Here is a 20,406-nt window from a genome sequence, read left to right as displayed (position 1 = left end):
CGATCGCATTGCCAATCCGGAAGGCTACCGCGGCAACCCCGCCAGAATGCGCCCGAACACCTCGTCGACCTCGCCCACGCCGTCCACCGCCTCCACGATCCCGCGCCCGGTGTAGAGCTCGATCACCGGCTGAGTCCGGTTGTGGAACAAGGCCAATCGCTCGCGCACGATCTCCGGATCGTCATCGGGCCGGTGCTCCGCCGCGAACCGCACCCGGCAGCGCTCCAGAATGACCTCGTCCGGAACCTCCAGCACGATCACCCGATCCACGGCCCGATCACTCGCCCCGAGCAGCCGATCCAATGCGTGCGCCTGCGCCACATTCCGCGGATACCCGTCGAGAATCCAGCCGTCCTTCGCATCGGGCTCCCCGAGCCGCTCCTCCAGCGTCCGCAACATCACCTCGTCCGGCACCAGCCCGCCCGCCGCCATGATCGGCGCCGCCTCCACCCCGGCCGGCGTCCCCGCCGCCACCGCGGCCCGCAACATCTCCCCGGTCGATATGTGCGGCACCCCGAGCTCGTCCTTCAACATCTCCGCCTGAGTGCCCTTACCCGACCCATTGGGTCCCAGAATCAAGAATCGCACCGTGACTCCGATCGTGTTGCGCCAGCGGCTTCTCAGGACATGCTATCGGCACGGAGGGCGGGTTCCCGGCGTGTGAGTCCGGTTCAGACGAGGCGGAATCGGAGGAAATTGCCCAGTCTGCGCCGCCAATCGGTGATCATCCGAGGAGTCGGCAGCCAGAACGGATCCGGGACGTCGACGCCGAACCGGGATCGCCGAGTGAGGCCCAACCGGCGGGACTTCCGCAGCACGGAAAGCACCGGAAGTTCCGGTTGATAGTCGTAGCCGAGTCGCCCCACGCCGAGGAGTTCGGTGATCAGACGCGACATTTCCGTGGGGGAGCGGGTGACGCCGTGGATGCCGGGATGCTCGCGCCGCCACTGCTCGGCGGCTTCCTCGGACGCGAAGAAGCTGTTGTAGTCGCACCAGCCGACGACGCGATCCGGCATCTCCCGGAGCGGATAACCGAGGTGCACCCGCAACGTCGACGGTGAGTAATCCACCAGGACGCCGTCCCTACCGACAAGGCGGACAGGCTCTTTCGTCTGCCGGCACACCGACTCGACCACCACCTCGGACCCCGGGAACTGGCCGGAGATCGCACACGCCTCGACCGCGCATTCGGCGAACCAGCGCTGCTCGCCGTCGACGGTGATCCGATAGTGGTTCGCGAAACTCGCGAACGGCCGCGCGTAGACGATCTCACCCAGCGCCGGCTGCGGTGTATCCAGCGGCTCGCCCTGGAACACGGAACTACCCGCATGCTCCTCGTCCTGCCGCGCCACACAGATCGCACCCTCGAGATCCCGCAGATCCGCCGAGAGCTCCGCATCGGAAAGCTCGAACTCGCTTCGCAATTCGGCGATCGAGGGTGCGGTACCGCGCTTTCTGATCTGATCCATGACCCGCTGTCGAATGGCACGGGCACGTGCGCTGAGTTCTGCCATGGGAAGTCCTCCTTCGAATCGCGTGAGCCGATCAGGATGAAGTGTCGACTCGAAAACCCATACCGCGCATGACAGTTCGCACATGACTGCGATATAGCTCGTCAGGATCGGAGATCAGCTGCCCCAGACTGCCGAAGGTCTCACCCGCGATGAACCCGAGAATGGAAGCCCACGCATTGATGAGAATCCCCGGCACCGGCGAAGCCGAATCCGTATCCCCGCCCAGCAACGGCCCCGCCGCCAACGCCGGCACCAACGTCGCATCCGGATCGGCATCCCCCGAAGCAACCGCATTCAAATAAGGCGTAGCCACCACCACCATAAGCCGCCCCGCGGCCGGTCCGGTCTCCTCGGGCCGGGCCTGGTATCCGGGAATCGGAGTGCCGTTGATCAGCGCGAACTCCGCCCCATTTCCCAAGGCCCACCGCCGCGCCCCCGCGCACCCGGCCCGCCACTGTGCCCCCGGATCCGCCCCCGCAGCCTCCTGCGCCTGCACCATGGTCGCGGTCAGCGCGTCATAGGAGTCGACACACAATGCGGTGATCAATGCCGACTGACTGTCGAAATACCGGAACAGCGCGGCCGGGGACATCCGCATGGACCGGGCGATGCCCCGCAACGACAACCCCCCGGTCCCTTCGACCGCAAGCTGTTCCCGCGCTTGGGTTTTGATCTCGGCAATGGTCGCCGCCCGCCGCTCCGCCCGCCGCGTCGGCGGGACGGAAACGTTCTCGTCGGCAGTGCTCACGGTAGATACTCCTCATGCATGGGCTGGGCTACCACTTGACCATCGGAAACGGCGACAAGGGATGGGCGCGGGTGCGTTCCGCGGCGAACCGGGCGAGTCGCGGCCGGAAGCCGGTGGCCGGGTACCGGTCGAGCACGGCGCGATAGTCGTTGCGGGCCATGCCGAATCGGCGTAGCCCGGCGGTGACGTCGATGGTGTCGGCCCGCCGGAACAGTTCGACCTCCGCACCGTGGGCGCGCCGGATCTTGTGGTGGTCGTCGATCATGGTGACGACCAAGGGGATCAGGTCTTCGCGTGAATTCGCGGTCAGCCATTCGCGGGCAAGGTCGATCGAGGGCGCCAGGTAGTCGAAGGTGTTCGCCGTCCACGCACCCAGATCGTGGAAGACCGCGGCGGTCAGGAACTCTTCGCGCGTACTCGGCGCGGTCGTGTTGCCTGAGGTTCGCCCGGCGAGCGCATCGCAGAACGACAGCACGCGCAGCACGTGATTCGTGTAGACCGGTCGGTCGGCGCCGAGTGCGGCGGACCATGGTTCGAGCCGCTGCGCCACCGCTTCTTCGAGCTTCGTCGCCATATCGCTGCTCTCCTGGAGGTGTTCATCGTTCGCTTAGTGATCAGTGTTCGCAGTTTGCTGGACAGTGTCAAGTGATCGTCCTACGCTAAGCGAACAGTGATCACATTTCAGCTCGACCGAAGGAAGGAATCACCATGAAGCGACTCGCGCTGACAGCTACCGCCGCTGCGGCCATTGCCGTGACGGGCCTGATCTCCGCCGGTGCCGCCGGTGCCGCACCCGACGGCTCGGCCTACTTCAACTACGGCGGCAAGAACTGCGCGATCACGCCCGACGGAATCATCGGCTGCGACGGCTGGCAGCAGGTCCCGGTCTTCTCGATCCCGCTCGGTGGCGGCATCCCTGTCGCGATTCCCGCACCGCAATCCATCCAGGACGCGAGCGGCATTCACCCCGCTTACGACTTCAGCCAGCCGTTCACCCAGCCCGGCGGCAACCCCGACTTCTTCGCCGTCGCCAACGATTCCGGCCCCTTCGGCCCACGCCTCTCGCACGCCGGAGCGTTCTGCGAGATCAGCTTCCGCGGCTGGTTCCGCTGCGTCCCGCGCGGAGCGTGATCCCCACGTGCCCACGATGAACGACGGAACCGTGTCCACTCGATCGATGGTCGCCCGCGAACGACGCGAACTGGCCGACCTGCTCCGCACCCTGTCCCCTGAGCAATGGACCGCGGAATCACTGTGCGCGGGCTGGCAGGTCCGCGACGTCGTGGCCCACCTCCTCTACGAGGCCACCAACCCCCTGACCTACCTCTGGGAAACGGTGCGGGCCGGCGGATCCCCCGACCGCCTGAACGCCCTCTACATCCGCCGCGGCCGCGACCTGACCACACCCGAACTACTCACCGCATTCGAGACAACCATCGGCCGCGGCACCGCCGCCCGCTCCGCTCCCCGTATCGCCCTGGCCGACACCCTCATCCACCACCAGGACATCCGCCGCCCCCTCGGTCTCACCCGCCGGGTTCCGGCGCAGCACGTCTCAACCATCCTGCGTCACCCTGACCCGTTTCTCCGCACCAGCCGCCGCACCCGCGGATTACGTTTCACCGCAACCGACATGGACTGGCACCAGGGCGCCGGCCCACAGGTACAAGGGCCGGGCGAAGCCCTCGTCATGGCCATAGCCGGCCGTCCCGCCGCCCTCGCGGACCTGCACGGCGACGGCGTCGACCTGCTGTGCGCCCGGCTGAAAGGCGAATAAGCCGGCCTTCGAATTACGATCACTGTGCTCGATCGCAGTTGTTCGGATTCTCGGGGGTGCGGTGTGACGAAATTTGATGAGGCCGTTGGGGATCCGGTCGCACCGGTCGGGCCGGTAGTGCGGACTCGTGGCGGCCGCTTCGAGTTTCTGGACGCACTTCGGGGAATTGCCGCATTGGCGGTGGTGATTCAGCATTGCTCGGAGCAGATGCGGCCTGGCTATGAGCGATTCTCGACGCAATACTTCGGCGCGGGCGTGTTCGGGGTGTTCGGCCGGAGCGCTGGGGTTCCCGGCGCTGCTGGCCCAGTCGGTGGCACTGATCTCACCGACCATGACCGCGGCCCTCATCATCCCGCTGGCCTTCGCCTCGGCCGGCTCGGGGACCTGGATGGCGTACCTTTTCGGCACCGGCATGCTGCTGTTCGTCGCCTTCAACCTCAACCAGTTCGCCCGCCGCTCCACCTCGCCCGGCTCGATGTACGCCTACGTGGGACGCGGTCTGGGGCCGGTCAGTGGGGTGCTGTCCGGGTGGACGCTGCTCTGGTGTTATCTGTTCATCGGCATCGCCGGAATGACGGGATTCACCATATTCGGCCGGGAACTACTGAGCCTCATGGGAATTCACACCGCCATTCCGTTGGTCGTGTTCTTCGTCGTGCTCGGGGTGATCGCGTGGGCGCTGGCGGTCAAGGATGTCCGGCTGTCCTCGATGCTCACACTGGCCTTGGAAGGCATCTCCGTCCTCTGCATTCTCGCGCTCGCCGTCGTGGTGGTCTTCGCGCACGGAATTCACGTCGACACCACCCAATTGTCCTTGCACGGCGCCTCGGCCCGCGGCATGAGCCTCGCCGTCGTCGCCTGCATCTTCGGCCTCGTCGGATTCGAGAGCGCCACCGCCCTCGGCGGCGAGGCCCGAAACCCGTTGCGCAACATCCCGCGCGCCGTGGTCTGGAGCCTCGTCATCGCCGGCCTGTTCTTCGTGGTGATGAGCTACGTCGAGGTCTACGGCACCCGCAACTCCAGCGCCACCCTCGACACCCTCGCCATGCCCTTGAACACCCTCGCCGACCTGGAAAGTGTCGGCTACTTCAAATTCCCCATCGACCTCGGCGCCACGATCAGCTTCTTCGCCCTCTCCCTCTCCTGCCTCAATGCCGGCGCCCGCCTCATCTACCCCATGGCCCGCCACTCCGTATTCCCCGCCACCCTCGGAAAAGCCCACGCCGCCAACGCAACCCCCGCCCTCGCCCTGACCGCCTACATCCTCCTGATGGTGGCGGTCCCCGCCATCTGGTCCTCCCGAACCGACGTCCTCACCATCTTCAACGACGCCGGCACCCTGGCCGCCTTCGGCTTCCTCCTCGCCTACTTCCTGATCGCCATAGCCGCCCCCATGTACCTCCGAAAACTGGGCGAGTTGACCCGCCGCTCCGTGGCAATCTCCCTCCTGGCCTTCGTATTCCTCCTGGTCCCCACCATAGGCAGCTTCTACCCCCTCCCGCCTTGGCCCACCAACCTCTTCCCCTACCTCTTCCTCACCTACCTCCTCCTGGGCGGAACCTGGCTCTACCTCACCACCCGCCGCCACCCCGGCATCCTCACCGCGATCGAAACCGACCTCGAATCCCCCGCCTGACTCACCGAAGACGAAACCGCCCGCAGCTCCCTCCGAAGCCACGGGCGGTTTTCACGTTTGCCGAAATGGTCAGGCGCCGAAGTCCTTCCGATGATCGCTGGCCCACTCGGCCAAGGTTCGGCCGGGCTTGCCGGTCACGGTCGTGACGGGGCGGACGCGGTCCGGGGTGGTGGCGGTGTCGCTCCAGTAGTCGAGGAGCATCTTCATGATCGGCTGGGGGATGAATTGCGCCATCTCACTGCGGAATTCGTCGGCGGTGATCTCGATCAGCGGGATCTCCCGGCCGATCGCCGCCGCGAGCGTGGCGACCTGCTCGGCGCGAGTGACCGCCTGTGGACCGGTGATGGCGATGGTCTGCCCGAGGTACTCGTCGGAGAGCAACGTCTCCGCGGCGGCCTCGGCGACATCGAATTCATGAACCGGCGCCTGCGCGGAGCTCAGGTACGGCGCCCGAATAGGTGCCCCCGAACTGATCTGCCACCGCCATTCGAGCAGATTGTTCGCAAAAGTGCCGGGCCGCAGGATCGTCCACGCATCCGTGCGACCGGTAACGGCGGCTTCGACAGCGCTGTGGTGCAACTGACTCGCCGAGCCGCGATCCCGGGGAAACTCCATAGCCGCCGCCAGCGACGACAGCACCGTGAACCGACGCACTCCAGCCCCAACGGCCGAGTCGAGGAAAACATCGATCCCCCGCGCCGGAAACACGAACACCCGATCAACCCCCTCGAACACCTCCGCCCCGAGAGTCGACGCATCACCGAGATCACCCGCGACGACATCGACCCCCGCAGGCAGGTCCGCATCCTCAGGCTTACGGGTCAACGCGCGAACCGAGGCCCCGCGGGCGAGAAGGGTATCAACGAGGTGGCGGCCAACGGCGCCGGTGGCACCGGTAACGAGGATGGTCTGGCGGGCGGGGCGAGTGTCTGTGCTGCTCATGACCTGAATACTTCCGATAAAGCCCAGGCCCCCACATCACGAGAATTCGTTATTTCAGTCGCCCTGGAGCAAGAGCCGGAACGACGGATGAGCGGGCGTCAGGGGCCGCACGGCGCGAAAGTCCTTCTCGTCCAACGTCAGTATGTCGTTGGTGAGGTAACGCTCGGCGAGCACGACAGTGACCGCGTCGGCCAGGTCGAGCCGGAGGCCGCGGTACTGCTCGATGATCTTCTGAGCAACCCGGAGGTCATCGCGGTCCACCTGTGGCACGAGCACCGCGCCCTCCTCGGCCGAGGTGAGCAGGTCATCGAGGACGAGATCAGCTGTGCGGCGGTCCTTTCCGAATCGCGCGATGAGGAGGTGATCAACCTCGTCCAGCACCAGTGGCGAGACAACCGCGACCGAGGTGGCGAGAAATTCACGGGCCTGCTCGTGCAATTCCGCGGCGCGATCGTATGCGGCGATGATGGCCGACGTGTCGGCGATGAAGAAGCTCACTCGCCGTATGCCTCGCCGAGCAAGTCCTCACTATTGGCGGCGAACCCAGGATCGCCGGAATCGAACGACGGCCACGGGCGGGTGCGGCGGACTCGGTGCGACCGCAACAACACCAACTCGATCCCCTCGCGGATCAAATCAGCTTCCGATCGTCCCGACGCTTCAGCAGCCTCCTTGAGACGCGCAGCCTGCTCGGGATCCAGGTACACGCTCGTTTTGGCCTTCATAAACGTAGGGTACCGCGTAGGGCACCTCTCGGGCTTGCTCATTGTCGGAAAACAAAAGAGCCACAAGTCGATGACCTGCGGCTCTGTCGTTCTGTGGACCTGACGGACCAGCATACGAACCGCGCGGTGCTGGTTGACGGGCCGGACATCGTGATTCGGGCGGTTAATACCCGGCTGGGCTCGGTCGGCGATGCCCGATGATCGGGACCGCTCCACGTGGCCGACCGCAACGAATCACCTGCGGATCAAACCGCCGACACATCAACAGCGCTCTGGCAAAGCAACTGCTCCAGCGGCGGCAAGAAGCGCACGACGGTAGCGGCAGATCGCGCATCCACCTTGCGGCAGATCGCGCACGTAATATGCGGCAGAACGCGCATGGTATGTGCGAGACTACTGCGGTGACCTCGTCCTTCTCGTCATCGCCGATTGGTCGAATCCTTCCCCGTCATGCCCACTCAGCGGTGCACGAGGCGCTTGCAGACACTCGTGTCGTGCTGGTCAACGGGGCTCGCCAATGCGGAAAGAGCACGCTGGTCTCCCGGATAGGCAGGGAGATCGGCGCGACCTGGCGCAGCCTCGACAAGCCGGAGACTCGGCAGGCAGCTGGCTACGACCCCACGCAGTTCGTCCTCGACGATTCCCTCTTGATCATCGACGAGGTCCAGCGAGTACCGGAACTGCTGTTGGCGATCAAAGAGACCGTCGACGCCGACGGACGACCTGGCCGGTTCCTGCTGACCGGTTCGGCTCACGTCATGGCACTCCGCAGCGTTCCAGACGCCCTTCCTGGACGCATGGAGACGATCGAACTCTGGCCGCTCTCCCAAGGCGAAATCGACGGCGCGCCCGACAGATTCATCGATTGCGCATTCGAGCGCGGACCACAGCTACGCCATGACGGTACCGAGAACCGCGATGACTACATCGAACGGATCGCACGCGGCGGCTTCCCCGAAGCCGTTGCACGAGAAGGCAAACGGCGCTCCCGATTCTTCTCCTCCTACGTCGCCGATCTGATCAACCGCGACGTCATGCAACTGTCCGAGATCGAACGCACCGCAGAAATGTTCACCCTGACCAACCTCGTCGCGGCCAGATCCGGTCAACTCCTGGTGCCCGGCGCCCTCGGCAACGAACTCGGTCTACCCAAGGACACTGTCAGCCGCTACCTCCGCCTGCTGGAAGAAGTTTTCCTGATCAAGCGCATTCCTGCTTGGTCGCGAAACCTGACCACCCGGGCCGTCGCAACCTCCAAGGTGTTCATGGTCGATTCCGGTATCGCCACATATTTGTGCGGTGCCGACCCACGCGCGCTGCGCGCCTTGAACAGCCCGCTCGGGCCATTGCTGGAGGGCTTCGTAGCCGCCGAACTCGCCCGCCAGCTCACCTGGTCCGACCAGGAGACCCGCATGTTCCACTACCGCACCCGAGACAACGTCGAAGTCGACATCATTCTCGAGAACAATCGACGAGAGGTGATCGCCATCGAGGTGAAAGCCGCCGCTACCGTCAAGGGCGAAGACTTCCGCGGACTCCACCACCTCGCCGAACGCCTGGGCGACGAACTCCTCGCCGGATACGTGCTCTACACCGGCACCGAAACCCTCCCGTTCGGACCGAAATTCCGCGCCCTGCCGGTCAGCGCCCTGTGGAACGCACGCCCATGATCGCCTCGAACGGTTCGCGCACTGCCACGAAAACAGAAGAGCCGCAGGCTATTGACCTGCGGCTCTGCCGTTCTGTGGAGCTAAGGGGAATCGAACCCCTGACCTTCTCGATGCGAACGAGACGCGCTACCAACTGCGCTATAGCCCCGCGTAGTCCGTTTCCGGCTGCGCTCGAAAACCTTATCAGGTGGGCGGGGGAGTCGCCGAATCGGCTGGTTATGGGTGGTTTTTGTAGGGTGGGGCGTGGATATGACGGGGTGTTCGGGTTGGCGGGGGAGTGGGAGGGGGCGGTGCGAGGGATGTTGGCGGGGGCGCCTCGGCCCGAGTTTGGGGTGGGGCGGGCGCGGGAGTTGGGGGAGAACGAAATGTCCGAATTTCGGGAGACCGCGCTACGACGGCTGCGGGAGGCGCTGGAGACGTTCGGCGATCAGGCCGGTTCGCTGTAGGACTCGACCACGCGCAGAAACAGATCCACGCGCTGCTCTCGCGCCGCGGCACTGTCCGGTTCCATCAGGCATTGGGTCAACGTGCCATCGTGAACGGCAATCAGCGCCCGCCCCAATGCCACCGGATCCGGTACTCGCCGCCCCGCGCGCCGCAACAACGACACCACCACGGGAGTGAGTGCCCCACTGATGGACTCCTCGCGCGCCACCATCACCCGCCGCAACGCCGGATTCCGCAATGCGTGCGCGGTGAATTCGGAGGTGATGCGAAACCATTTGTCGTCCACGGGAACCGCATCGAGCACATGCTCCATGCCTTGCCGCGCATCGCGGATCTCCAGGTCCGCGTCCAGCACCGCCGTCAATTGTTCCAGCATGCGCGCCGACCGCTGCTCCCACATGGCGAGGAACAATTCCTCCAGCGTGGTGAAGTTCGAATAGAACGCCCCCCGCGTGAACCCCGCCCGCTCACAGATCTGCTCGACCGTGGTCCGCCCCAGCCCATCCTCCGCGAACGCGTCGAACGCGGCCTCCAGCAACCGTTCCCGCGTCGCGGCCCGCCGCCGTTTCACCCGCGCCTGACCGGCACCCGCGCCGTCCCCGGACGGCAGACTCGGAGCGAGCGCGTCGCCCGAGCCGACGCTACCGCCATTGGTGGAGTTATCGGCCCTGCTCACGACCGCATCGTATCCGGTCCGCCCGGCCATCGAATTCGACGGCCGCGCCCCCGGAGGTCATGGCCGCTCATCCAACTCAGGCGTGATCCAGTCCGGCAGCCGTTTTGGCGTCGACCAGCACGGCCTCCAGCATGGCGGGGGTGAGGCGGCCGGTGAAGGTGTTCTGCTGACTGGGGTGGTAGGTGCCGAAGAGGTGGAGTGGGCTGCGGTCGGGGCGGGTGGGGGCGAGGTCGTACCGGGCGCCGTGGGTGAAGCGCGGCCTGGGTTTCGGTATGTCCCAGCCGGATTCGGCGAGGACGGGGAGCAGGGCCTGCCAGCCCCAGCCGCCGAGTACCACGATCGCGCGCAGGGTGGGGGCGAGCAGGTCGAGTTCGGTGACCAGCCAGTGGCGGCAGTTGTCGCGTTCGGCGGGGGTGGGTTTGTTGTCGGGCGGGGCGCAGTGCACGGGGGCGGTCATGCGGGTGCCGAGCAGGCGCAGGCCGTCGTCGGCGCTGAGACTGGTCGGCTGGTTGGCCAGGCCGGCGGCGTGCATGCAGGCGACGAGCACGTCGGCGCTGCGGTCGCCGGTGAACATGCGCCCGGTCCGATTGCCGCCGTGCGCGGCCGGCGCGAGCCCTACCACGAGCAGCCGGGCGTCGTCCGGGCCGAATCCGGGAACCGGTTTGCCCCAGTAATTTTCGTCACGAAACGCGGCGCGCTTGTCGTGCGCGACCTGTTCCCGCCATTCGACCAGCCGCGAGCACGCGCGACACGCGGTGAGCTGGGCATTCAGCTCGGCAATTGTGCGGCACACGCTTCGACTCAACCACACGGGCCGACTTCCCGGCCTGACGCGGCCGGGTGTCGGCGGGGAGGCATACTGAGCGCCGGTAGCCGAGAGTTTGCAATTACGAAGGGAACCGGCCCGGATGAGTGATCTGGTCGAGCTCGGCACCGCCGTCGACGCGGCCCAGCGCATCGGAAATATGGTGGGCGTGTTCGCATTCGGCGTGTCCGGTGCGCTGCTCGCCGTGCGGCGGCGTTTCGACGTGGTCGGCATCGCGGTGCTGGCCGTCGCGACGGCCACCGGCGGCGGCATCATCCGCGATCTCGTCATCGGCAGCACGCCACCGCAGGCGTTCGTGCGGCTGTCCTATGGCGGGGTCGCGCTGTTGTCCGCGGCGCTCATCTTCTTCTGGCATCCACCCGCCCGGGTGATTCGCACTCCGCTGAATATCGCCGATGCCATCGGGCTCGGAATCTTCTGTGTCACCGGCACCGTCACGGCCTATCAACACGGCATGCAGGCGACATCCGCGGCGGCGCTCGGAGTGGTGACCGCGGTGGGCGGCGGTGTCATCCGCGATGTGCTGGCCGGCATGACGCCGAGCGTGCTGAGTGACGGTGAGCTCTACGCGGTTCCGGCCCTGCTGGGTTCCGCGGTGACGGCGATCCTGCTCGCCAATGGCCAATACACGTACTGGACAGGCGGTTTGGCGGGTGCGGGCGCGGTCCTGCTGCGCCTGATCGCCCTGCGCCGGCACTGGCACGCCCCGATGGCCCGCCCGCACCGCCGCCGCGACTCCGACTCCGATCAATCCCCGCCCGCATAGTCCGGATTGCTCCGATCGGATCCGGTGTAGTCCGGGTCATATCCGGTCCGGTGCGGCGGCAGTCGTGTCGCCCGGCACGCCAGGGGGCGATTGATAGCATGGCGAAGGCCGGACGGACAGGCCGTGAATCACACCTCGAGAGAGTTCCTTCCATGCAGTTCGAGATCGTCGAGCGGGACGAGACGTGGGTTGCCGGGTTGCCCGTGCGCAGCCCCAAGCGTGCCCTCGGGGAACTGCGCGATCACGAACTGGAAGTGGCCTGGGCCGCGGTCCTGCATCAGGAACTCGGCGGCCCGCTGGCCTCGGCCTACACCGACTACGCGGCCGAACTGGGCACCTACAACACCCAGATCGTCGGCTACCAGTGCGGTTCCTTCGACCGCGTCACTCGCGGGCACGTGGTGGCCCGGCTCCCGCGCGGCACCTACGCGAAGTTCTCCTCGGTCGGTAACTTCCCGCAGGTGATGACCGATCTGTGGACCCAGATCGCCTACGCCGAGGAGCACAACCACATCCGGCGCACCCACACCGGCGACTTCGAGTGCTACCCCCACGCCTACAAGATCGACCTGTATCTGGCGGTAGAGCCCTCATGACCTATTCGATCGTGGTCCGCTCCGGCGGCGTCTACGGCGGCCTGGTCGTCCCCCGCGTGCGCCCCAGCTTCAAGGTCAGCAACAGCGAACTCATCGAGTTCCTCCGCGACCGCCTGCGCGACCGCGGCGAATCCGACCTCCCCCTCGCCACCGTCTACGTCCCCGACCCCGCCGGCAACTACAACGTCCTCGTCTCCTACGAGTACAAAACCCCCGACGACGCCCCCGTAGGCGACGTCCTCATCCGCGTCCCCAAGGGCGTCTACGCCCGCTTCCGCCCCAACGGCGACTACCACGACCCCGCCGAGGACGTCTGGGCCCAGGTCGACGACGCCACCGCCTCCGCCGAGATCACCCGCGCCTACCGCGAGGAGATCGAGATCTGGTCGGGACCGTCGGAACTGGAGCTCTTCATCTCGATCCTGGTGTGATAGCTGATCATTAGCTGATCGAGAACCAACCGGTCTTGTCGGTGTGTTTCATGCCCGTTGGTAATGGTTTGACCTGGGGTAGTTTCCGGAGGGCTATCCGGGTTTCGAGGGATTTGCCGGATACCTGGACAATTTGTGTCACCTGACGGATACTCCCCTAGGTGCCAAGCCCAGCACGGCCGATGCATGACCGTATCGGGTGAGGAACGCGGTAAATAGTGCGCAGCCGCTGTAGTGGAGTGGAAATTTATGGCAGTCGAACCGATCACGCACGTCCCGGCGGAAGGGCCTGGTGACGGCATGTTCCAATCTCGGGATCCGCAGTCCGGCTACACATTCTTGATCGGCCCGCCGCAGGCGGATCCCCGACTGTGGCGCATGTGCATGGACGGGGCCCTCGAGGTTTACCGGCAATTCGGCACCGAGGACGCGCTCGAGTACGACGACGTGATCGACGGCCGATCGACGACTCTGTTCGGCATAGCGCTGGACGCGGACGGCAGAGCGATGGCCGGGATGCGTGTCTCGGGACCGTACAAGCACGTCGACGAGGTGCACGCGGTAGCGAGCTGGGCAGGCCTGCCCGGTGAAGATGCCTTCCGGCGGTTGGTCGCCGACCAGATTCCGGAAGGCGTGATCGAAGGCAAAGCGGGATGGACCGTGCGCGACGCTGAGCATCGCTCGGTGCTGGCCGACTGGATTGCCCGCGCCTACGTCCATTCCATGGCGTTGCTCGGGGTGCGGTACGAGGTCGGTGTGGCGCCCGAGCATGCTCTCAGGTGCTACCGCAGCAGCGGCGCGAATGTGGCGTGGTGGATACCTGCATCGTCGTACCCGGATGACCGCTATCGCACCGTTCCGGTGTGGTACGACCTGCAGAACTATCGGTCTGTCGCGACGGAATCGCAAGTGCGGCTGATGGATGCGGAGTATTCGGAATTCATGGCAGGGGGCCACGGTCTTTCGACACGCTGGAGCCGGAGCGAGGAACTAGCGTAACAATGGCCGACGACCCCGCTAGAGCCGGTGAATACCGCCCGCTACTACTCGACGCCTCGAATCCCGAGGACGCTTCGCGACTTGCGATATTGCGTACTGATTCGACCGTGGAATTCTCCGATTTGCGCGATTTGCTACATGCCGAATTCGCAAGCCTGGTCGCTCCGCCCGAATTGTCGGAAGGCGCGGAGGCTGAGCGTTGGGTTTATTACCCGTGGCGGCGTGCGGTTCTCGGTTTGCCCGGCCCGCAACTGCTGCGCCTCGTCCGGCTCGACCGCAATCGGAACAACCTCACCTACGCCGAACAGGAACAGTTGAGCACGCTGTCCATCGGCGTGGTCGGGCAGAGCGTCGGTCATTCCGTCGCGTATGCCCTTGCGCTCGAAGGTATTTGCGGCCGGTTACGACTGGCAGACTTCGATGCCGTCGAGCTCACCAATCTGAATCGCATCCCGGGCACGCTGTTCGATATCGGCACGAACAAGGCGGTGGTCACTGCCCGGCGTATAGCCGAGTTGGATCCGTATCTGCCGGTGGAGGTTTTCCCCGCGGGCGTCGACGACGAGAACCTCGATGTCTTCCTTGCGGATCTGTCGGTGGTCGTGGAGGAATGCGACTCGTTCGACATCAAACTGGCGGTGCGCGAGGGGGCTCGCCGTCACCGGCTGCCGTTGCTCATGCAGACCAGCGACCGCGGCCTGCTCGATGTGGAACGGTTCGACTTGGAGCCTTCTCGGCTGCCGTTCCACGGGCTGATCGGTGACACCAGCGTCGCCGAACTGCGTGGACTGTCCGTCAGGGAGAAGGCGCCGTACCTGATTCGCATCCTGGATGGCCGCAATCTCTCCAGCCGAGCCGCGGCCAGCATGGTGGAGATCGGCGAAAGCCTCAACAGCTGGCCACAACTCGGGTCCGAGGTACTGCTCGGCGGCGCCGCGGTCGCGACAGCGGTCCGGCGGATCGGCCTGGGGCAGAAGTTGCCGTCCGGGCGTACCCGCATGGACCTGGAACGCAGCCTGGACGAGATCGCCGAACCGGATCACGCCGAGGAGCTGGTGTGGACCGAGCCCGTGCCCGACGAGCCTGTTCCGGCGTCCGGTATCGAGGCCGTGTTGTTCTGCGCTCAGCGCGCACCCTCGGTGGGCAACGCACAACCGTGGACCCTCGGTGTCGATGGTGCGGCCGTCACGATTTCCCTTGCGCTGGAACGCTCTTCCCTCTTGGACGTCGCAGGTCGTGGTAGCGCGCTGGCGGTGGGGGCGGCGCTGTACAACGCACGCGCCGCTGCTGCCGCGTTGGACATGCTCGGCGAGAGTACGTTGCGCTCCGAAGGTGCGGGGCAGCTGGAGGCGGTCCTGCGGCTGGGTGCCGGTTCGGATCCGGCCCTGGCTAGTGACTATCCGGCGGTGCTCGCGCGGCACACCAATCGGCGCTTCGGGACCGGTGCGCCGGTTCCGGCTCAGGTTCTCGAATCCTTGTCCGGCATTGCCACGACCGCAGGCGCGGAACTCCGGACAGTGACCGAACGCGCCGATATCGACGAACTCGCCTTGCTGCTCGGAGAGTCCGACCGGGCTCGCTACCTGACCCCCCGTATGCATCGGGAGATGGTCGCCGAACTGCGGTGGCCGGGTGACGATTCCAGGACCGGGATGGATCTGCGTGGGGTGGACCTCGCTCCCGACGAACTGGCCAAACTCGAGATCGGCCGTCGCGCCGATGTCATGGCGCTGGTTCGTGCGTGGTCGGGCGGTAACGCGCTGGGCGAGTCGACCCGTGGACGGGTGCGTACGAGTTCGGCGGTGGTCGCCGTGACGTTTCCTGCGCCGGCGCTGGACGGTTCGGCCGAATTGGTCGCGTATGCGCAGGCCGGTGCGGCGGTGCAGCGAGTATGGATCGAGGCCGAACGGCATGGGCTCGCGGTGCAGCCGGTGTCGCCGGCCTTCTTGTACGTGCGACGTCCCGAGGAACTGGATACGGTTTCCCCGGAGTTCGCCGATACACTAACGTCAGTTCAGGGCCGCTTCCTGAACCTGTTGGGAGTGCCTGAGAACCAGACAGTGGCAGTGGTGCTTCGCCTCAGCTATGCGGCGGCCGTCACGGTCCGGAGCCGGCGACTTCCGACACCGGACGCGGACACCCGCGGCTAACGCGATCGGAGATTAGGGTGCCTCGGCGAACGCTCGACTCACTGGTGACGCAGGTCGCCTCCGAGTTGATGGCGGTCGACGTCACGACCATGGCGGCGGCGAGTGAGCGGGTGCTCTCCTGGTTGGTCGCACATTTCGATGTCGATTTCAGCTTTCTGCGATTTACCGATCTGGCGAAGCGTGCGTCGATATTGATCGCGGAATGGCCGCCGAGGCCCACGGCCGAAGATCCGGAACTGTTGCGGGTGACCTACTTCGACAACACCAACTCGGTCTTCACGCTCCTCGAACATGCTACCGAGCCCATGATTGTCCGGCACAGTCCCGAGTACCCCGATTATCAGCGATTCATAGAGGAAGCGACGGGGTTCTCCGACGTTTCCGCGGCCGCTGTACCGCTGGTATCGCGCGATGTATCCACCGGGGTGCTGGGCTTCATCAAGGTCGGTGACCGCGAGTGGAGCACCCGGGAAATCAATGTGCTCAAGGCGATTGCCGCACTGTTCGCCCAGTTGCAGGCGCGCGTGGAGGCCGAGGAGCGGCTCCGATACATCGCCATGCACGACGATCTGACCGGATTGGCGAATCGCCGGGCGCTACTCGAGCACATGGAAGAGCGGCTACAACACGGGAGCCCGGGGCCGGTGGCGGCGTTCTTCCTGGACCTCGATCGGCTCAAGGCGCTGAACGACTTCCTGGGGCATACGGCCGGTGACAATTTCATCCGGACGCTGGCTGCGCGGTTGCGGGACAACCTCGACGAGGGCGATGTGATCGCGCGGCTGGGTGGGGATGAGTTCGTGATCGTGCCGGCGAAGCCGATGGATGCGGCGGCGGCGGAGTTGGAGGCTGCGCGGATTCAGCAGTTGATCAGTCAGCGGGTGACGGTGGGGGAGGAGAGTGTGAGCCGGGGGGCGAGTGTCGGTGTTTCCCTGGGGATTCCGGGGGAGACGACGGTCGCGGATGTGCTGCGGCGGGCGGATCACGCTTTGTTGTCGGCGAAGTCGAGTGGCGGTAATGGGGTTGCCGTGTTCACCGATGCGATGCGGGCGCAGTTCGAGTTGCAGGACGATGTGGAGCTGAATCTGCGGGGGGCGGTTTCGGACGGGTCGCTGCTGTTGCACTATCAGCCCGAGGTGGATCTGCGGACGGGGCGGGTGGTGGCGCTGGAGGCGCTGGTGCGGTGGCAGCATCCGACGCGGGGGCTACTACCGCCGGGCGCGTTCGTCGGCGTCGCGGAGGCCACCAATTTGGCTGGTGAGCTGGGGCGTTGGGTGATTCGCTCGGCGTGTGAGCAGTTCGCGCAGTGGCGGCGGCGCGGGCTGGCCTCGAATGTGGTGATCCGGATCAATGTGTCGCCGGTGCAGTTGGTGAGTCTCGACTTCGTGGAGACCATGGAGGGGATACTGCGCCGCTTCGGGATCGACGGCAGTTCGGTGTGCCTGGAGATCACCGAGCATGTGGTGGTGCAGGATCTGGCGCGCACGCAGGTGACCTTGCGCGGGTTGAAGCGGATGGGCGTGCAGATCGCCATCGACGACTTCGGCACCGGGTATTCGTCGCTGTCGCATCTGAAGGCGCTGCCGGTGGACGCGGTGAAGATCGACCGTGGGTTCGTGCAGCGGCTGGGCGCCAGCGCGGACGATCTGGCGATCGTGAAATCCATTGTGGGACTGGCGGGTTCGTTCGGTCTCGGCGTGGTGGGCGAGGGTGTGGAGACGACGGTGGCGGCGCGCACGCTGGTGGCGCTGGGCTGCTATCGCGCGCAGGGCTTCCTGATCGCGCGGCCCATGCCGGCCGAGGAGGTCGAGCCGCATCTGGCGGCCGGGCGCATCGCCCTGGATCTGGATCTGCCGGGTTCTGGTGGCCGGCCCGCACATCCTTGAAGATGCGTCTACCTCGAACGTTTGAGCCTTTCGGGTGCGCCGCGGTGACATTGCGCATCCCGAGAAACAGGAGCCGAATCGGTGCGCTCTCGCGTCGCGAACACTTATGTTCGCGTAGTAGCGTGCGTGCAGACAGGGTTGTCGATGGAGGGACGGGGTTCGGCGTGCGTGATCGTGGCCTGAGCGGCAAGAAGACTTTGATAACCGGCGCGGCCAGCGGCATCGGCCGGGCCACCGCGCTGGCGGCGGCGCGCAAGGGCGCGCGGCTGGTGCTCACGGACGTGAACGCCGACGGACTCGACGCCACCGTCGAGGAGGTGCGGTCCGGCGGTGGAGTGGTGGAATTCGCGCAGGCCTTCGATATCAGCGACTACGACGCCGTCACCGGCTTCGCGAAGCAGGTGCACGAACTGCTCGGCCCCCTCGACGTGGTCATGAACATCGCCGGCGTCTCCACCTGGGGCACCGTCGAGAACCTCGAACACCGGCACTGGAAGCGCATGGTGGACGTCAACCTCATGGGGCCGATCCACGTGATCGAGAACTTCATCCCGCCCATGATCGAGGCCAAACACGGTGGGGCGCTGGTCAACGTGTCCTCGTCGGCCGGGCTGATGGCCTTCCCGTGGCATGCCGCCTACAGCGCCAGCAAGTTCGGCCTGCGCGGCGTGTCCGAGGTGCTGCGGTTCGACCTCGCCCGCCACGACATCAGCGTGCACCTGGTGGTGCCGGGAGCGGTGGACACGCCGCTGGTGCAGACCGTCGACGTGGTCGGCGTGGACCGGGACGATCCGCGGATCCAGGCCTGGATCAATCGTTTCCGGCGGCACGCGAAGTCGGCGGACGATGTCGCGAACAGCATTCTGCGCGGCGTGGAGAAGGGCACCTTCCTCATTCACACGCAGTTCGACATCCGCTTCGGCTACTGGTGGGCGCGCAAGTTCGCGTGGCCGTACGAGTTCGCCATGCGCCGCGCCAACGACCTGTTCACCACGTTCCTGCCGCGGGAAGAGCGCGAGCGCGCCGATACCCGGGGGTGAGCCCGGGCTGATACCCGGGAGTGATGGGCCGCGCGGCCGGCCTGGCCGAGCATCGGCGGTATGCGAATGCGCGTCACCGCTTTTCAGCTCGCCCTGGCCGCCGGGGCGATCGTCCTCATTGCCGGGACCCTCCTGTTCGCGCCCGTGCGCGCGGCCACGAGTCTGGACTGGCATGCCTGCCCGGAGGACGCCGCGACGGAATGCGCGAGCCTGACCGTTCCGGTCGACTGGTCGCATCCGGACGGCGGCACCATCGACATCGCGGTGGCGCGCAAGAGCACCCGGAGCGAGGATCGCATCGGGACGCTGATCGAACTCCCCGGCGGGCCCGGGACCTCGGGGGTGGACACGCTGCTGCACGGCGACCGGTTCTCACCGGACCTGCACGCGCGCTTCGACATCGTGAGTTTCGATCCGCGCGGCGTGAAACGCAGTCACCCGCTGCGCTGCGATGCGGGCCTGAGCGCCTGGCCGAACCTGCTGCCGGACGCCGGCGGGTCGATCGACGATGTGCATTCCTACGCAAGGCGACTCGCCGACAGCTGCCGGCGCGACACGGGCGCGTTGCTGGATCACCTGGACAGCGCCAGCGTCGCACGTGATGTGGATGCGCTACGGCATGCGCTCGGCGAGCACAAGATCACGTTGTACGGCCGGTCGTACGGCACCATGGCAGGTCAGGCGTATGCCGAGCTGTTCCCGGATCACCTGCGCGCCATGGTCATCGACAGCGTCGACGACCACAGCCTCGACGGCCCCGCGTTTCTCGCGGCCGAGGCGCGCGCCGGCCGGGACACCTTCGGCGAATTCGTCTCCTGGTGTGACCGCGACACCGCATGTTCCCTGCACGGCACCGATATCCGCGCCCGCTACACCGCCCTGTTCGACCGCGCCGAACGCGGCGCCCTGCGCGATCCACAACATCCGGACCGCCCGCTGGCGGCGCTGGTATTGAGCCGCAATGTCACCGCCCGCCTCTACCAACCCGAATGGCCCGCCCTCGCCGATGACCTCCGCACCCTCGGCGACCAGCCGCAACAGCCGAATCTGCCCTTCCCGCAACCGGAGCCGACCGGCACCCCGGCCGTCATGTCCGAGCTCATCGCCTGCTCCGACTGGTCCTTCGACATCCCAGATCAAGCCCGCTGGCAGCAACTCTGGGCCGACCAGAACACCAACGCGGGCACCCTGCGCGCCCATTTCGCCTGGGCCGCAGGCAGTCTGTGCTCCGGCTGGCCCACCCCGCCCGCCAACCCGCCCCACCTCCCCCGCGCCGCCGGCGCACCCCCGATCCTGGTCATGAACAGCATCCACGACCCCGCAACCCCATACGAGTGGGCCACCGCCGTGACCTCCCACCTCCCCGGCGCGGTCCTGCTCACCTACGACGGCTGGGGCCACGGCGTCTACGGCCGCAACCCCTGCACGACAACCACCGGCGACCGCTACCTGATCCACCTGACCCTGCCCCCGACCGGCACGCACTGCGCGGTCTAGCTGCCGCTTTCGAGAGCGCATGTCCTGGTCGGAAATGCGCCACGCGGCCGGTCCCGGCCCACGATGCGGTCGTCGTCTGT

General features: G+C 66.3%; 21 protein-coding genes and 1 tRNA gene. 12 read left to right on the top strand and 10 right to left on the bottom strand.

Translation table 11 applies throughout. From position 1 onward, the window contains the following. Positions 1–24: 24 nt before the first annotated feature. The 4 genes from ACH438_RS02635 to ACH438_RS02620 all read right to left on the bottom strand — a co-directional run bounded on the left by ACH438_RS02635 (position 25) and on the right by ACH438_RS02620 (position 2,836). Complete coding sequence (locus ACH438_RS02635; protein WP_397000355.1) at positions 25–588, bottom strand: adenylate kinase; 564 nt, start codon at positions 586–588, stop codon at positions 25–27. A gap of 83 nt (positions 589–671) precedes the next feature. Continuing rightward, on the bottom strand, positions 672–1,514 hold the full coding sequence (gene merB / locus ACH438_RS02630) for an organomercurial lyase (RefSeq protein WP_397000353.1): 843 nt from the start codon (positions 1,512–1,514) through the stop codon (positions 672–674). A 31-nt stretch (positions 1,515–1,545) separates the two neighbouring features. Next, complete coding sequence (locus ACH438_RS02625) at positions 1,546–2,262, bottom strand: TetR/AcrR family transcriptional regulator (RefSeq protein ID WP_397000351.1); 717 nt, start codon at positions 2,260–2,262, stop codon at positions 1,546–1,548. Positions 2,263–2,290: 28 nt separating this feature from the next. Further along, on the bottom strand, positions 2,291–2,836 hold the full coding sequence (locus ACH438_RS02620; protein ID WP_397000349.1) for a hypothetical protein: 546 nt from the start codon (positions 2,834–2,836) through the stop codon (positions 2,291–2,293). Positions 2,837–2,970: 134 nt separating this feature from the next. On the opposite strand from ACH438_RS02620, the gene ACH438_RS02615 reads away from it, so the two are divergent. The 3 genes from ACH438_RS02615 (at position 2,971) to ACH438_RS02605 (ending at position 5,675) form a co-directional block, all read left to right on the top strand. Beyond that, a complete protein-coding gene (locus ACH438_RS02615) occupies positions 2,971–3,393 on the top strand; it encodes a hypothetical protein (protein WP_397000347.1) in 423 nt (140 codons plus the stop codon). 16 nt (positions 3,394–3,409) lie between these two features. Next, complete coding sequence (locus ACH438_RS02610) at positions 3,410–4,039, top strand: maleylpyruvate isomerase family mycothiol-dependent enzyme (RefSeq protein WP_397000345.1); 630 nt, start codon at positions 3,410–3,412, stop codon at positions 4,037–4,039. Between the two features lie 220 nt (positions 4,040–4,259). After that, entirely contained in the window at positions 4,260–5,675 is a 1,416-nt protein-coding gene (locus ACH438_RS02605) for an APC family permease (protein WP_397000343.1), read from the top strand. A gap of 69 nt (positions 5,676–5,744) precedes the next feature. Here ACH438_RS02605 and ACH438_RS02600 read toward each other — a convergent pair whose 3' ends face one another. Genes ACH438_RS02600 through ACH438_RS02590 form a run of 3 tightly spaced genes read right to left on the bottom strand, consistent with a single transcriptional unit; the run spans position 5,745 to position 7,342 of the window. Then, entirely contained in the window at positions 5,745–6,617 is an 873-nt protein-coding gene (locus tag ACH438_RS02600; protein WP_397000341.1) for an SDR family oxidoreductase, read from the bottom strand. Between the two features lie 54 nt (positions 6,618–6,671). Continuing rightward, entirely contained in the window at positions 6,672–7,115 is a 444-nt protein-coding gene (locus ACH438_RS02595) for a PIN domain-containing protein (RefSeq protein WP_397000339.1), read from the bottom strand. Beyond that, positions 7,112–7,342 carry a ribbon-helix-helix domain-containing protein gene (locus tag ACH438_RS02590; RefSeq protein ID WP_397000337.1) on the bottom strand — a complete coding sequence of 77 codons (231 nt, stop codon included), beginning with the start codon at positions 7,340–7,342 and terminating at the stop codon, positions 7,112–7,114. The genes ACH438_RS02595 and ACH438_RS02590 overlap by 4 nt, the downstream gene beginning before the upstream one ends. A gap of 197 nt (positions 7,343–7,539) precedes the next feature. Here ACH438_RS02590 and ACH438_RS02585 point away from each other — a divergent pair, with 197 nt between their 5' ends. Then, a complete protein-coding gene (locus ACH438_RS02585) occupies positions 7,540–9,012 on the top strand; it encodes an ATP-binding protein (protein WP_397000335.1) in 1,473 nt (490 codons plus the stop codon). A gap of 75 nt (positions 9,013–9,087) precedes the next feature. Here the strand turns inward: ACH438_RS02585 and ACH438_RS02580 are convergent. The 3 genes from ACH438_RS02580 to ACH438_RS02570 form a co-directional block, all read right to left on the bottom strand. After that, a tRNA-Ala gene (locus ACH438_RS02580) sits at positions 9,088–9,160 on the bottom strand. Positions 9,161–9,439: 279 nt separating this feature from the next. Continuing rightward, positions 9,440–10,069, bottom strand: coding sequence for a TetR/AcrR family transcriptional regulator (locus ACH438_RS02575; RefSeq protein WP_397000747.1), 630 nt, complete (start codon positions 10,067–10,069; stop codon positions 9,440–9,442). 142 nt (positions 10,070–10,211) lie between these two features. Continuing rightward, entirely contained in the window at positions 10,212–10,928 is a 717-nt protein-coding gene (locus ACH438_RS02570; RefSeq protein ID WP_397000333.1) for a uracil-DNA glycosylase, read from the bottom strand. Between the two features lie 115 nt (positions 10,929–11,043). Here ACH438_RS02570 and ACH438_RS02565 point away from each other — a divergent pair, with 115 nt between their 5' ends. The 8 genes from ACH438_RS02565 to ACH438_RS02530 all read left to right on the top strand — a co-directional run bounded on the left by ACH438_RS02565 (position 11,044) and on the right by ACH438_RS02530 (position 20,326). Next, a complete protein-coding gene (locus ACH438_RS02565) occupies positions 11,044–11,727 on the top strand; it encodes a trimeric intracellular cation channel family protein (protein WP_397000331.1) in 684 nt (227 codons plus the stop codon). A 152-nt stretch (positions 11,728–11,879) separates the two neighbouring features. Beyond that, a complete protein-coding gene (locus ACH438_RS02560; RefSeq protein WP_397000329.1) occupies positions 11,880–12,323 on the top strand; it encodes a GyrI-like domain-containing protein in 444 nt (147 codons plus the stop codon). Further along, positions 12,320–12,754, top strand: a complete 435-nt coding sequence (locus tag ACH438_RS02555) for an AraC family transcriptional regulator (RefSeq protein WP_397000327.1) — start codon at positions 12,320–12,322, stop codon at positions 12,752–12,754. Before ACH438_RS02560 ends, ACH438_RS02555 begins: the two co-directional genes overlap by 4 nt. 384 nt (positions 12,755–13,138) lie before the next feature. Further along, a complete protein-coding gene (locus ACH438_RS02550; RefSeq protein WP_397000325.1) occupies positions 13,139–13,753 on the top strand; it encodes a hypothetical protein in 615 nt (204 codons plus the stop codon). A 2-nt stretch (positions 13,754–13,755) separates the two neighbouring features. Continuing rightward, positions 13,756–15,903 carry an Rv1355c family protein gene (locus ACH438_RS02545; RefSeq protein ID WP_397000323.1) on the top strand — a complete coding sequence of 716 codons (2,148 nt, stop codon included), beginning with the start codon at positions 13,756–13,758 and terminating at the stop codon, positions 15,901–15,903. Positions 15,904–15,971: 68 nt separating this feature from the next. After that, the gene (locus tag ACH438_RS02540) at positions 15,972–17,789 is read left to right on the top strand and encodes a putative bifunctional diguanylate cyclase/phosphodiesterase (protein ID WP_397000745.1); all 1,818 of its coding nucleotides are present in this window, start codon (positions 15,972–15,974) and stop codon (positions 17,787–17,789) included. Positions 17,790–17,953: 164 nt separating this feature from the next. After that, positions 17,954–18,829 carry an SDR family oxidoreductase gene (locus ACH438_RS02535; protein ID WP_397000321.1) on the top strand — a complete coding sequence of 292 codons (876 nt, stop codon included), beginning with the start codon at positions 17,954–17,956 and terminating at the stop codon, positions 18,827–18,829. Between the two features lie 60 nt (positions 18,830–18,889). Beyond that, a complete protein-coding gene (locus ACH438_RS02530; RefSeq protein WP_397000319.1) occupies positions 18,890–20,326 on the top strand; it encodes an alpha/beta hydrolase in 1,437 nt (478 codons plus the stop codon). The last annotated feature ends 80 nt before the right edge of the window (positions 20,327–20,406 follow it).

The organism is Nocardia sp. NPDC020380, from assembly GCF_044386975.1.
GTDB lineage: Bacteria > Actinomycetota > Actinomycetes > Mycobacteriales > Mycobacteriaceae > Nocardia.
This window is presented reverse-complemented; position numbering and strand designations above follow the sequence as displayed.